Source organism: Bacillus mycoides (assembly GCF_018742245.1).
Lineage (GTDB): Bacteria > Bacillota > Bacilli > Bacillales > Bacillaceae_G > Bacillus_A > Bacillus_A cereus_U.
Genome location: NZ_CP036132.1, coordinates 839,418 through 853,658 on the forward strand (window position 1 = coordinate 839,418; position 14,241 = coordinate 853,658).

Genomic DNA, 14,241 nt, shown 5'->3' on the forward strand with positions numbered 1-14,241 from the left:
ATGATTTTTAAAATGGATCAACTTCAGCTAAATTTGGATTGGCGTTAGGGTTTGTTAATAAGGTTTTCAGCTCACCTACTTCTGAGAGAGCGACGAGGATATAACCACTAATAAGGACGATGAGTCCGATGACACGTAATGTTTGCAGTGTAATGTCACGGCTATTATTTTCGGAGTTATCTTGGGGCGGAGAAGGTGGATTATTGTTCATAGTTAGGCTCCCATCTGTTTTATTTATATGTGTAAAATCATTATTTAACTTATGGATAGGAATTGTATAGTCATTTTCACTATATGAGAAATGCCTATGAAAAGTGATTAGAAATTTTAGGACGAGAAAAGAGGCTGCTATGTGCAGCCTCTTTTTTAGTTATAAAGAAGAAATACGTTTCTTCGTTTTTTGTACAATAATAAACTTTATCCAAAGTACGCCGATCACCATAATAATCAAAGCATGTAGTAACTGCCCTGTAGCAACGAGTATAACACTTGAAAATACAATGAGTTGAATACTTAGTAATGTGAGAATTAAGCTGAGAAATTGATTCATTCTTTCTTCAGTAGCAATTGGATATAATGCCACGATAATATTTCCTGAAAAATATTTCCACAGCGAACGAAGCTGCATAGAGATCATGTATAGGACGATGTAAGCGATAGCGCCTTTTACGTATAGATTCGGTACGAAATATACGATAAAGGAACCGATTAACCCCAAGCGAATATATATACCAAAATAATCATTCCCACGTAAAAACGATAGTGTATGTAAATAGAAGAAAGTAGCTTGTTTTTTATGTAGTAAAGGTTCGATCCAATTTGTAAGCCATTTTCTGCCGTTTACTTGTTTTTTTAGCTGCGGAACATCAGTGAAGATGCTAGCGAATTGATAAAAGCGTATGTCCATTTTTTCTTCTTGTTCGATTATGTATTCCCACGGTATTCGCTTTGTGGGCTGTTTTTTTGTATATAGGAGTAGGAAGGCAAGAAGTAATAGTAATAAGCCACCTAGCACAATGATATTTGCAACATAAAACAGCATGTAAATGATAAGTGCATTACAAGCAACACGAATGATAAGCCATATGCTTTTTTCATAACTATCACGCCACATCCAATGTATGTATATGTTCCAGCCCTTTAGAATCATTAAAATTATAAAGATTGTACATAAAAAAGGTACGGTTAATTGTAATGATTGCATGGCAAGCGGTACGATAATAAGGAACATAAATACAAGCGGGAAAAGTTGAATGATGTAATTATATAGAAGAGATTTTTTAAAATAAGATGTTAATTTCTCTTCTAGCGCTAGTAAATAGACAGCGTCAGGTTTTTGAATAAATGTGCGAATTGGGCATCTCGTTATAATGAGTGTAAGTACGATTGTGATGAGTAATAAAGATATTCCTTTAGAAGGATCTGTTTTAAGAAACTTGGCGTAATAATATGCACCTACACATGAGACGAAGATGAAGCTATATAGCAAACCGTTAATCATACGTGCAAAGTATGTGATGGCATTTTGAATATGTTGTTGAAAGCGAGAGCGCCATAGTGATTCGATTGACATGTTTTTCACCTCTTTTTTCTATTATATATGTTTTATTAAGCAAAAAACGAGCAAATTGCGTTATGCAACTTGCTCGTTTTTCTTTTCGTTATTTTTTTTCTGATCACGATTCATTAATGGATAGAAGGCAAAGCCAATTACGAATAAACCAATCCCGAGAAGGAATGTTTTTATATCGGATGCGCCTGTTTTAATAACCCATAGTGCATAGCAAAGTGCGATCGCTGCGACTATGCCATCTGTAATTCTTGCCCGCATTTCATTTTTGTATGTTTCACCAGTTGCGACTAGCTTTAACTGGAAGATTGGTGAAACGAGATATGGAATGAGGTAGGCTAAAGTTGATACGGTAATAACGAATGTATAAGCTTCCGCAATTGTTCCTGATAATGTTGAGAATAAGAACACTTGCGACATAATGTTTGTTAATCGTAGTGAATGAATTGGACTTCCTTTTTTATTTGTTTTTGCGAAGAAGGAAGGGAAGAAACCTTCTTTTGCTGCTTGATAAGGTACTTCTGAGCTTAATAAAATCCAGCCTAATATTGAACCGAATAGGGAAGTAAGAGCAAGTAATGCCATAAGTTTCCCGCCGCCGTGACCCATTGCAGCGTTTAATGCATCTGCTAATGGACGTTCAGAAGCTTGTAATTTATCAACGTGAAGTACACCCATTGTTAAAATTGTAATTCCTAAGTAAATTGCAACTGTTATTAGTAAACCGGCAACTGTTGCACGTTTTACCGTTTTGGGAGAAGTAGCTCGGTTTGATAAAAGAACGGCTGATTCAATCCCGATAAATGCCCAAAGTGTTGTAAGAGCAGCTAAATTTACTTGTGAAAGGAGACCGTGTGATACGCCTTCTTTATCGATCATTGGTGTGTACCATTGTCCAAATTTTGAAGCTTCGAACGCAAATAACGTAACAATGATGAATAGAAGGAATCCAGTCACTTTCGTTGTTGTTGCTAAGAAGTTAAGTTTCCCAGCTCCGCTTACACCGTTTGTTAAAATTAAATGAGTGCCCCATAGTAAAACAGAACAAATAGTAAATGTAAGTAGTTTTCCAACTTCTATATTGAAAGAGCCGATTGAAAACAATAGTCGTGTATCTTTCATAATCGGGAAGAAGAGCGATAAATATCCCGCGAAAGATGTAATGATGGCAACGTTACTTGCCCAGTTTGCAACCCAATATCCCCATACTATGCTGAAACCAGCCATTTTTTTCTTTTTTGGTGATGAGAATAAGGCATATGCATGACTTTGTGGTCCTGTCGTTAAATCAGGACGACGAATTGCTAAATTACCGAAAACAAGAGCTAGCATTAAAACACCAAACCCTGTTGTTAACCAAGCTAAAGTGACACCGAGAGGGCTAGCTGTTTGTGCCAACGTACTTGGCACCATGAAAATACCAGCACCAACCATGTTACCGACAACGAAAGCTGTTAGTACCCAAAAGCCCCATTTTTTTTGTTGCATAGAAAATACCTCCAAAGTTAGTATAACCAAGTCAAGCGAGGAGATATGTATGTCTTCCTAAGTAAGGAAGAGAAGTCCCAAACAAAACAAAAAAAGCACGTAATTTGCCGCTACATGCTTTCTATCTTATAAGAAACCCACGACATACCTCTCGATAGCTCTCCACAAACGAAACGTTTGTGACAGTTCTGCACTTATTAAATGCAGACCCAGCAAGCGCGCATGGTGGGCACGTCTTACTTCGGCAACCATTCCTTTCTCATTCCTTCATCAATGCCACTACATCTCCTGAAATGATACTTTTAATGATTGCAACCTCTACCTCACCGAGATACGAATGAGGATTTAAATATTAAATTAACGTATTTAAGAGTAACAAATGTATTTTTATACGTCAATGGATATGGTAATAATCAGATTATAGAGAAGAGTTCGTGATTAAAAGTGAGAGGGATTGTTATACAATATTTGAATTTTCGTAATATAATACATGTTATTAGTGCTAGAAGATTGAGAAGGGGATGAAGTATATGTCTGTATGTAATAAAAATTCCGTAATAGGTGTACTAGATTCAGGGGTCGGGGGATTAACAGTTGCTAGTGAGATTATGCGTCAATTGCCTAAAGAGAGCATTTACTATATTGGTGATAATGAGCGTTGTCCGTATGGGCCAAGAAGTGTAGAGGAGGTACAATCTTTCATATTTGAAATGGTTGAGTTCCTCAAACAGTTTCCATTAAAAGCTCTAGTGGTAGCATGTAATACTGGTGCAGCTGCTGCATTGACTGATTTGCAAGAAGCACTTTCCATTCCAGTTATTGGCGTTATACATCCGGGAGCAAGAGCTGCAATTAAAGTGACAAAGAAAGGGAAAATAGGGGTAATTGGAACTGTAGGTACGATAAAATCTAACATGTACGAAAAAGCATTACACGAGCTTGATACATATTTGGAAGTGCATAGTCATGCGTGTCCGACTTTAGCTACAGTTGTAGAAAATCACTTAGAAGATACAGCATATGTAACGCAGCAAGTGAAACAAGCTTTACTGCCATTAACGAAAGAAGATATAGATACGTTAATTCTTGGGTGTACGCATTATCCACTTTTAGAGTCCTATATAAAAAAGGAGTTAGGAGAGGCTGTGACAATTATTAGCTCTGCAGAAGAAACAGCGATAGAGTTAAGTACCATTTTACAGCACAAAGGAATTTTGTCTGACAATCTTAATCCGAAGCATCGATTTTTTACAACAGGCTCTGTTTTATCGTTTGAACATATTGCTGAGCGTTGGCTAGGGTATCAAATTTCTGTAGAATGTGTGAATTTACCTATGGAAAAACAACTCGTGAACTAAATTGTATAAAAAGAAGCTGATCTAAAACTAGATCAGCTTCCACATATAAGATTAAACTAAGTTTAATACAGTTACTTTTTCACGTGTCATAGACTCGAGGCTCTTATGAATACCTTGTGCGCCCATACCTGAACCTTTTATACCGATGAATGGGAAGTGGTCAGGGCCGCGCTCTGTGCGTCCGTTAATTTGAACAGAACCAGTGTCGATTTTGTTAGCAATTGCAAACGCTTTGTTAATGTCTTTCGTGAAGACACTTGCTTGCAGACCGAAGTCTGATTTGTTAGCAATTTCAATCGCTTGTTCGTCAGAAGAAACACGGATGATTGGAAGGATTGGGCCGAATGGCTCTTCCCAAGCAACTTTCATTTCTTCTGTTACGTGGTCGATTAATGTTGGGTAAATTAAGTTGCGCTCACGTTTGTTACCGATAACGATTGTTGCACCTTTTTCTACAGCATCATCAACTAAGCCTTGAACGAAGTCAGCAGATTTGTCGTCGATTAATGGGACGATTGTGCTGTCTTGTTCTGGAGATCCAACTGATAATTTAGCTACTTGCTCTTTTAATAAGTCAACAAGCTCGTCTGCTACATTTTCGTGTACAAGTACACGTTTAATAGCTGTACAACGTTGACCAGAGTAAGAGAATGCACCGCTTACGATATGGTTTGCAGCATCTTGTAAGTCAGCATCTTCACGAACGATACCAGGGTCTTTACCACCAAGTTCTAATACAAGTGGAATCATTGCAGCTTTTTTCGCTAAATGTTTACCTGTATTTGTACCACCTGTGAACGATACCATATTGATGCCAGGATGTTCTACTAAGTAGTCACCAATTACAGAACCGCGTCCTGTAGCTACGTTTACAAGACCTTTTGGAAGGCCAGCTTTATGAAGTGCTTCAACCATTTTAACACCGCTAATTGCACCTTGAGTTGCTGGTTTGAAGATAACAGCGTTACCCATAATAAGTGCTGGTGCAAGTTTTGCAGCAGATAAGTTTACTGGGTAGTTAAATGGTGCGATTGCTAATACAACACCAAGTGGTGCGCGTTGGATAATCGCAAGTTTAGATTTCGTTCCGCCAGGGAAGCTATCACCCATCATGCTTTCTCCGTGCATATGAAGAGCTTCTTCAATAGTGTAACGAATGAAGTCAGCTGTACGAACAACTTCTTTTTTCGCATCTTTATATCCTTTACCGACTTCTTTCATAATGATATCGGCAATTTCATCTTGCATATTTACGAGCTCATCAGCCCATTTATATAAATATTTTGCGCGATCTTGTAGAGAAGCTTCAGCCCATGATTTTTGAGCTTCTTTTGCAGATGCAATTGCTTCATCCACTTCTCCTTGAGTAATTGCTTGTACTTGCCCAATTACTTCGTGTAAGTATGGAGATGGAATGTCGATTGTTTGACCAGAAGAGCTTTCTCTCCATTCTCCGTTTAAATAAAATTTGTACGTATTGCTAGTTGTCATGATTAGTCCTCCTAAAATAGCAACTTGTAAGAGTGAGTATAAGGTGATTGTAGGTGGTTTGATAATATTTTTCAAATGAAATGTTTGTGAAAACGATTTCTTATTATTTTTTTATTTTGTATGCCCTTTCTTACAGAAGATTCTCTTATTTCAAACTGAATTATAAGTAGAATGCATCACTTTCATTTTTTGTGATAAAAGATTATTTTATTCTAAAGCGAAAAAAATAATTGACAGAATACTCAATAAAGTTGTAAGATTATAAATGGAAAATAAATGAAGGGGGTGTGCGTAATGATTGTAATCGTAAATGTAATGGGCTTAGCTCTGTTAAATGGCGGAAAACATTCATATCATTACGCAACCCGTGCGGATATATAGGACCTTTTTGTCTTATGAGAAGCGTACGTTGCGTATATCGTAACGTACGCTTTTATGCATTCTATTGCATATCGTCAAGCGGCGGTATGCTTTTTTTTGTTTATTTTCCTCGTTACTATAAAAAATAAGAATTTGGAAGGTGGAAAAATGTGATGAAATACTGTGGTTTTCAAAATGTAAATGTGATGGATTTGGATAGCGGATAAAGAAATGTGAATCAAATGAGAACGAGAAAGGAGAGGTTATATTGTTTTCAGTATTACTAAAGTTAAGCTGGTTTTTTAGGGAGCATTGGAAAAGGTATAGTATCGCAATTGGGGTACTTTTAATTGTAAACGTGATAGAGGTAATTCCTCCGAAAGTGTTAGGAATTACAATTGATAATATTAAAACAGGAGCCTTAACGAACGAGGCGATTATGCAATATATTTTTATTTTACTTGGGGTAACGATTGGTGGGTATGTGCTTACTTTCATTTGGCAGCACCAACTATTTGGCGGTGCGTTCGTACTGGAGAAAACGATGCGTTCAAAATTTATGGGGCATTTACTCAAGATGACACCGACGTTTTATCAAAAAAACCGTACTGGCGATTTAATGGCGAGAGCGACAAATGATTTAAAAGCAATCTCCATGACAGCTGGTTTTGGTATATTAACGCTCGTTGATTCTAGTCTATATATGCTTACAATCGTTTGTATGATGGGCTTTTCAATTAGTTGGCAGTTAACATTTGCTGCGCTTATACCGCTTCCGATTATGGCGTATGCGATGAATAGATACGGAAAGAAATTGCATGAAAGATTTACTGTCGCACAAGATGCGTTCGGAGATATGAACGATAAAGTGCTGGAATCAATTGCGGGTGTACGCGTGATTCGTGCGTACGTACAGGAGAATGCTGATCAAGAAAGGTTCCATCATTTAGGAGATGACGTATACGAGAAAAATATGAGAGTAGCAAGAATCGATGCATTATTCCAGCCGACTGTGAAAATGCTCGTCGGTCTTAGTTATTTAATTGGTTTAGTGTACGGTGCATATCTCGTATTCCAATCAAAGGTGACACTTGGTGAGCTCGTTTCTTTTAACGTCTATTTAGGGATGATGATTTGGCCGATGTTTGCAATTGGTGAATTGATTAATGTTATGCAAAGAGGAAATGCTTCGCTCGATCGTGTAAATGAAACGTTAGCTTATGAACCGGATGTAAAGAATCCGAAAGATCCAAAGGTTGTACAAGAGCCAGATTACATTCAATTTGATAACGTTACTTTTTCATATCCTTCATCAATTGAAACAAATTTAAAAAATGTTTCGTTCTCATTAAAACAAGGAGAGACACTTGGAGTTGTTGGGAAAACAGGAAGCGGGAAAACGACGCTTGTACGTCAGCTTCTTCGTCAATATCCACTTGGAGAAGGGGATATTGCAGTTTCTGATGTGAAGCTAGATAAAATTCCGAATGATAACGTACTTGGCTGGATTGGGTATGTACCTCAGGAACACATTTTATTTTCAAAAACAGCGAAGGAAAATATTTTATTTGGAAATAGAGAAGCGACTGAAGAAGAACTTGAAAAAGCGATTGAAATAGCTGCGTTTAAAAAGGATTTAGAGTTTTTACCAGAAGGTTTAGAAACGCTCGTTGGGGAAAAAGGTGTTTCTTTATCAGGTGGGCAAAAGCAAAGGATTTCGATTGCGAGGGCTGTTATTCAAAATCCGGAAATTTTAATTTTGGACGATTCTTTATCAGCTGTTGATGCTCGTACGGAAGCGGCAATTATTGAAAACATACGAACAGAAAGAAGCGGGAAGACGACGATTATAACGACGCATCGCTTGTCAGCTGTGCAGCACGCGGATTGGATTCTCGTTATGGATAACGGTGAAGTTATTGAAGAAGGTTCGCATGAAGCGCTCATTCGAAATGGGGGCTGGTATGCAGAGCAGTTCGACAGACAACAAGGTGAAAGTGAAAGTGCGGATAGCGGGGTGAAAATATGAGTGTTTCAAAACGATTGTTTCAATATGCGATGAAAGTGAAGGGGCCGATTTTTGCAGCGATGGCGATGCTATTTGTTTTTGTTATTGCAGAACTCGCGGGTCCTTTCGTCGCAAAAACGATGATTGATGAGCATATCGTTGGAATAGAGAGGCCTTGGTATGAAACAGAAAAGAGTGAGGATGCAGTTTCATATAATGGCGCCTTTTATAAGCGAAGTGATCGCCTTGAAGAAGGTGAGAAAAAAGGGAAAGAAGTCCGAGTGATTCAAGTTGGTTTTCAGTACTATTTTGTGCCGAATAAAATAACGCTTGAAGGAAGTCGTTCTGTTAAGGGTGATGTGCTTACAGTACAAAGTGGTAAGGCTGTGCAAGTGTATAAAACGAAAGCCTTAACGAAAGAAGAAGTATTTGCGTTTTATAAACCGGAAATAAATCGTTTACTATTACTTGGCGGTGGTTATTTCGCTTTATTAGTAGTCGTATCATTATTTGCATACGGAAAGCAGTTCTTCTTACAGAAGGCGGCAAACAAAATTATTCAAATTATGAGGGAAGACGTCTTTTCCCATATTCAAACGTTGCCAATTCGTTATTTCGATCATTTACCAGCAGGGAAAATTGTATCGCGTGTAACGAATGATACAGAAGCGATTCGTGATTTATATGTAACAGTGCTTGCGACATTCGTCTCTAGTATCATCTATATTATCGGGATTTTCGCTGCACTATTTTTACTTGATGTAAAACTGGCGGCACTATGCTTACTTATCATCCCAATTTTAATTGTTTGGGCGATTATGTATAGAAAGTATGCGTCTGTATACAATCATAAAATGCGTTCGCGTTTATCGGATATTAACGGAACAGTGAATGAATCGATTCAAGGGATGCCAATTATTCAAGCATTTCGTCAAGAGCGTGAAACGAAGAAGGAATTTGAAGAACTCAATGGCGATTATTTTAAATATCAAAATAAAATTTTAAATTTAAATGCAGCAACTTCGCATAATTTAGTGTCTGTATTAAGAAACATCGCTTTTACAGGTGTAATCTGGTATTTCGGTGGTGCTTCATTAAGCGCTTCGGGCATCGTTTCACTCGGGATACTATATGCTTTCGTCGATTATTTAACGAGATTATTCTCGCCAATTACGAATATGGTGAACCAACTTGCTAACTTAGAGCAATCGCGTGTTGCATCAGAGCGTGTCTTTGAATTGCTAGAGGAAAAAGGAGAAGCAGTAGAAGAAGAACGTATGCCTCGCTTAACCGGAAATGTGAAATTCGATAATGTTTCGTTTTCTTACAATGGAAAAGATGAAGTGTTAAAAAATATTTCTTTTGAAGCGAAACAAGGGGAGACAGTGGCACTTGTCGGCCATACTGGATCAGGAAAAAGTTCCATTATGAATGTGCTCTTTCAGTTTTATGAATTTCAAAAAGGGAAGCTTACGATTGATGGTCACGATGTAACAGAGATGCCGAAACAAGCAACACGTGAACATATGGGAATTGTATTGCAAGATCCGTTTTTATTTAGCGGGACAGTGGCATCCAATGTAAGCTTAGAAAATGAAAAAATTTCAAAAGATCGCATCGTAAAGGCATTACGTGATGTTGGTGCTGAAAGGTTTGCAAACAATATAGATGAAAAAATTACGGAGAAAGGAAGTACACTTTCAACCGGAGAACGTCAGCTTATATCGTTTGCTAGGGCACTTGCTTTTGATCCGGCGATTTTAATTTTAGATGAAGCGACTTCCAGCATTGATACAGAAACAGAAGCGATGATTCAACAAGCGCTAGAAGTTGTGAAAAAAGGACGAACGACGTTTATTATCGCTCATCGTCTTTCAACAATTAAAAGTGCTGATCAAATTATTGTGCTTGATAGAGGAACGATTTTGGAAAAAGGTTCCCATGATGAATTAATGAAAAAGCGTGGGCGCTATTACGATATGTACAAAACGCAAATGGAAGGAAACCAGAGCGCTTAATTTTTAGAAGAACTTGCGATTTTCGCAAGTTCTTTTTTAATCGTATTGTCCGCTCTGAAGTTAATATATTTCACCGGTAGAAAAACTTATAAATAAGTAAGTATTGTTTTACCTTTTTCTTTATAAATGCTATATTAAAAAATGTTACTTATTTTTTGTATGTAGCGGTATTTTTCCATTTTGTTTGATTATGAAGAAAAAGGATAAACTAAATAAGAACATTTTCATTGAAAAATTGTTCGAAATTGCATACAATCAATATAGTTTTTAAATTCCTATCAGAATACTTGGAGGACTACTATCATGAAAAAATTATTTTCAGTGCTTGCAGTAACTACATTAGCGATTGGGATTGTAGCGGGCTGCGGCAAAGAAGAGAAAAAAGATACAGCTAGTCAAGATGCGTTACAGAAGATAAAACAAAGCGGTGAGCTTGTAATTGGTACAGAAGGTACATATCCACCATTTACGTTCCACGATTCAAAGGATAAATTAACTGGATTTGACGTTGAATTAGCAGAAGAAGTTGCAAAACGTTTAGGTGTAAAACCTGTATTTAAAGAAACACAATGGGATAGTTTACTTGCAGGAGTAGATGCAAAACGTTTCGATATGGTTGCGAACGAAGTTGGTATTCGTGAAGATCGCCAAAAGAAATATGACTTCTCTAGTCCATATATTTCTTCTTCAGCAGCATTAGTTATCGCAAAAGATAAAGATAAGCCTGCTACATTTGCTGATGTAAAAGGATTAAAAGGAGCACAATCTTTAACGAGTAACTACGCAGATATCGCTAAGAAAAACGGTGCGAATATCGAGGGTGTAGAAGGATTTAGTCAAGCAGCAGAATTATTAAGTTCTGGCCGCGTTGATTTCACAATCAATGATAAATTATCAGTGTTAAACTATTTAGAAATGAAAAAAGATGCAAAAATTAAAATTGTAGATACAGAAAAAGAAGCATCACAAAGTGGATTCTTATTCCGTAAAGGTAGCGACAAACTTGTACAAGAAGTAAATAAAGCGTTAGAAGATATGAAAAAAGATGGTACGTACGACAAAATAACGAAAAAATGGTTCGGTGAAAATGTTTCTAAGTAGTGCAGTGATCTCAGATCGATTGTCTACATGGATAGATATTATGCAGACTTCCTTCTCGCCTATGCTGAAGGAAGCTGTCTTTACGACAATTCCGTTAACGCTTATTACATTTATTATCGGTATTATACTTGCGACGTTAACAGCGCTCGCGCGTATTTCAGGTAGTCGTATTTTACAATGGATTGCTCGTATCTATGTATCTATCATTCGCGGAACGCCACTTCTTGTACAGTTATTTATTATTTTCTATGGTCTTCCAACTCTTAATATTGAGGTTGAGCCATATACAGCAGCAATTGTTGGTTTTTCATTAAATGTCGGTGCATATGCATCTGAAATTATTCGTGCTTCTATTCTTTCTATTCCGAAAGGACAGTGGGAAGCAGCTTATACAATTGGGATGACATATCCGCAAGCATTAAAACGTGTTATTTTACCGCAAGCAACGCGTGTATCTATTCCGCCGCTTTCGAATACATTTATTAGTTTATTGAAGGATACGTCATTAGCGTCGTTAATTTTAGTAACAGAAATGTTCCGAAAAGCGCAGGAAATTGCGGCAATGAACTATGAGTTTTTAATTGTTTATTTTGAAGCAGGTCTAATTTATTGGGTAATTTGCTTCTTATTATCTATCGTGCAACAAATATTAGAAAAACGTTCAGAACGTTATACTCTAAAATAACCCTTTCATAAAAGGAGTTTTTGTTTTTATGATTTCAATTCAACATTTACAAAAAAGTTTCGGAGATAATACCGTACTAAAGCATATAGACTTATCAGTTGAGAAGGGTGAAGTAGTTGTTATTATCGGGCCATCTGGATCTGGTAAAACGACATTCTTACGTTGCCTCAACGTGTTAGAAACACCGAACGCTGGTAGCATTCGCATCGGTAATAAAGAGCTCGATTTCTCTCAAAAAGTATCGAAGAAAGATATTGTAAATCTTCGTACGCAAACAGGTATGGTATTCCAGCACCATAATCTATTCCCACATTTAACAGCAATTCACAATGTAATGGAAGGGCTCGTTACAGTGAAAAAGATGGGGAAAGAAGAAGCGAAGAAAAAAGCGAACTACTTCCTTGAAAAAGTTGGTCTTGCGGATAAAGTAGACTTATATCCGTTCCAATTATCAGGTGGACAACAACAGCGCGTTGGAATCGCTCGTGCGCTTGCGATGGAGCCGGAAGTATTACTATTTGATGAGCCAACGTCAGCACTTGATCCGGAGCTAGTTCAAGAAGTTTTAAAGGTTATGAAAGAACTTGCTAAAGAAGGAATGACGATGGTCATTGTAACGCATGAAATGCGCTTTGCTCATCAAATTGCGAACCGTGTTATTTTCATGGATGGCGGTGTCGTTGTCGAACAAGGTACACCGGAAGATGTATTTACAAATCCAAAAGAAGAACGAACGAAGAAGTTTTTACAAATGTTGCAGTAAATTAAGGAAGGTCTCAGGGCATATGCCCTGAGACCTTTTTGCCATATATATTTATTTTTGGAATCCGCCAAGGCTTTGCTCAGCCATTGCAACTAGACGTTTTGTAATTTCTCCACCAACAGAACCGTTAGCGCGAGCCGTAGAATCTGCTCCTAATTGTACACCAAATTCTTGAGCGATTTCGTACTTCATTTGATCGATTGCTGCTGTTGCACCTGGTACTACTAATTGATTGTAAGAACTTTGGTTTGCCATAGGAATATATCCTCCTTAGAGTTATAAAAGTTTTTTGGTTGGACTAGCTGGATTTGAACCAGATTATCGCCCCGTTTGGCGCTAATCCATCGGTAATTAAGTTTGTACTCATAGTATGGATGTTACCTAGAAAGATATACAAAATAATAATTTGTAAATTTTGTAAAAAATATTTCATCATTTCGTAAATTATGAAATAAGAGTAATCGTTGTATTTTTAAGAAAGAAGGCTAAACTAAGAGCAAAATCATATGCGTTTTTTCATTGTATAACCAGCCTGGCTTACTTAACTTATGATTTGTTAAAGTGAGAAAAATTCCAGCTTAGTAAAATGAAAACTAAATCGGTATCAACTGTATAGTTCTGTTTTAACCCGGGATGGGGCAAGAAAAAGGAACTAACCGCTCCTATGCAAGGCTAGATGCTCTCTCCAATCCAAAAAAGAGAGGCTTTTAAACGAAAATATAATTAAAGTAAGAAAAATTCCAGCTTAGTAAAATGAAAACTAAATCGGTATTAACTGTATAGTTCTGTTTTAACCCGGGATGGGGCAAAAAAAGGAACTAACCGCGTCTACGCAAGGCTAGATGCTCTCTTCAATCTAAAAAAGAGAGGCTTTTAAACGAAAATATAATTAAAGTGAGAAAAATTTCAGCTTAGTAATATAAAACCTAAAAAGGCATCAGCTGTATAGTTCTGTTTTAGCCCGGGATGGGACAGAAAAAGGAACTAACCGCTCCTATGCAAGGCTAGATGCTCTCTTCAACCTAAAAAAAGAGGCTTTTTAATTGTTTTTAAACGCCAACGTATGGAGGAATAACGATGGGAATTTGCCCGCTTTGCAACGCGCTAGAATCACAAACATATTCTTGTCAAAATTGCCAAGGAATACTCCAAGATTATGGGAAAGCTGTAGATTACATAGATGATTACAGTGCATATATGGATCAGGAATTATTAAGTGCGGTAGATGGTTTAACACATAATAATTCAAATGAGTACTGCAATCATATTTTTTATTGCGGAGTATGTAATGTGGAAACGGAAGTTGTAGTGAAGTTTGTATAAAGTGAAACTTTAATCAGTGGGGGTTTTGTTCATCCCCCACTGATTATTAGTTGAACCAATCGGGCGTTTACGGGCA

Annotated in this window: 12 protein-coding genes and 1 riboswitch; of the genes, 7 read left to right on the forward strand and 5 right to left on the reverse strand. The window is 37.2% G+C overall.

Annotation, left to right across the window (positions count from 1 at the left end; all coding sequences use genetic code 11):
• Positions 1 to 7: 7 nt before the first annotated feature.
• The 3 genes from EXW56_RS04330 to EXW56_RS04340 form a co-directional block, all read right to left on the reverse strand.
• Positions 8 to 211 carry a hypothetical protein gene (locus EXW56_RS04330; protein ID WP_098499480.1) on the reverse strand — a complete coding sequence of 68 codons (204 nt, stop codon included), beginning with the start codon at positions 209 to 211 and terminating at the stop codon, positions 8 to 10.
• A 159-nt stretch (positions 212 to 370) separates the two neighbouring features.
• Positions 371 to 1,573, reverse strand: a complete 1,203-nt coding sequence (locus EXW56_RS04335) for an ABC transporter permease (protein WP_215597208.1) — start codon at positions 1,571 to 1,573, stop codon at positions 371 to 373.
• A gap of 60 nt (positions 1,574 to 1,633) precedes the next feature.
• A complete protein-coding gene (locus EXW56_RS04340) occupies positions 1,634 to 3,058 on the reverse strand; it encodes an amino acid permease (RefSeq protein WP_002114879.1) in 1,425 nt (474 codons plus the stop codon).
• A gap of 147 nt (positions 3,059 to 3,205) precedes the next feature.
• Positions 3,206 to 3,387: riboswitch (Lysine riboswitch) on the reverse strand.
• A gap of 201 nt (positions 3,388 to 3,588) precedes the next feature.
• Here EXW56_RS04340 and racE point away from each other — a divergent pair.
• Positions 3,589 to 4,416 (forward strand): glutamate racemase, encoded by an 828-nt coding sequence (racE, locus tag EXW56_RS04345; protein ID WP_070138802.1) that lies wholly within the window; start codon positions 3,589 to 3,591, stop codon positions 4,414 to 4,416.
• A gap of 51 nt (positions 4,417 to 4,467) precedes the next feature.
• On the opposite strand, the gene gapN is transcribed toward racE, so the two are convergent.
• Positions 4,468 to 5,907 carry an NADP-dependent glyceraldehyde-3-phosphate dehydrogenase gene (gapN, locus tag EXW56_RS04350; RefSeq protein WP_002114874.1) on the reverse strand — a complete coding sequence of 480 codons (1,440 nt, stop codon included), beginning with the start codon at positions 5,905 to 5,907 and terminating at the stop codon, positions 4,468 to 4,470.
• A gap of 628 nt (positions 5,908 to 6,535) precedes the next feature.
• On the opposite strand from gapN, the gene EXW56_RS04355 reads away from it, so the two are divergent.
• From EXW56_RS04355 to EXW56_RS04375, 5 genes are all read left to right on the forward strand, one after another.
• The gene (locus EXW56_RS04355; protein ID WP_002114872.1) at positions 6,536 to 8,296 is read left to right on the forward strand and encodes an ABC transporter ATP-binding protein; all 1,761 of its coding nucleotides are present in this window, start codon (positions 6,536 to 6,538) and stop codon (positions 8,294 to 8,296) included.
• Positions 8,293 to 10,293 (forward strand): ABC transporter ATP-binding protein, encoded by a 2,001-nt coding sequence (locus tag EXW56_RS04360; RefSeq protein WP_002114868.1) that lies wholly within the window; start codon positions 8,293 to 8,295, stop codon positions 10,291 to 10,293. The genes EXW56_RS04355 and EXW56_RS04360 overlap by 4 nt, the downstream gene beginning before the upstream one ends.
• 303 nt (positions 10,294 to 10,596) lie before the next feature.
• The gene (locus EXW56_RS04365) at positions 10,597 to 11,394 is read left to right on the forward strand and encodes an amino acid ABC transporter substrate-binding protein (RefSeq protein WP_002114867.1); all 798 of its coding nucleotides are present in this window, start codon (positions 10,597 to 10,599) and stop codon (positions 11,392 to 11,394) included.
• Positions 11,381 to 12,079 (forward strand): amino acid ABC transporter permease, encoded by a 699-nt coding sequence (locus tag EXW56_RS04370; protein WP_078179875.1) that lies wholly within the window; start codon positions 11,381 to 11,383, stop codon positions 12,077 to 12,079. The genes EXW56_RS04365 and EXW56_RS04370 overlap by 14 nt, the downstream gene beginning before the upstream one ends.
• A 28-nt stretch (positions 12,080 to 12,107) precedes the next feature.
• Positions 12,108 to 12,842, forward strand: coding sequence for an amino acid ABC transporter ATP-binding protein (locus tag EXW56_RS04375; protein WP_002201630.1), 735 nt, complete (start codon positions 12,108 to 12,110; stop codon positions 12,840 to 12,842).
• Between the two features lie 51 nt (positions 12,843 to 12,893).
• Here the strand turns inward: EXW56_RS04375 and sasP are convergent, their stop codons facing one another.
• A complete protein-coding gene (gene sasP / locus EXW56_RS04380) occupies positions 12,894 to 13,097 on the reverse strand; it encodes a small acid-soluble spore protein, SasP family (protein ID WP_000013349.1) in 204 nt (67 codons plus the stop codon).
• Between the two features lie 822 nt (positions 13,098 to 13,919).
• Between sasP and EXW56_RS04385 the strand changes: the two genes are divergently transcribed.
• Complete coding sequence (locus EXW56_RS04385) at positions 13,920 to 14,165, forward strand: hypothetical protein (protein WP_002159132.1); 246 nt, start codon at positions 13,920 to 13,922, stop codon at positions 14,163 to 14,165.
• Positions 14,166 to 14,241: the final 76 nt, after the last annotated feature.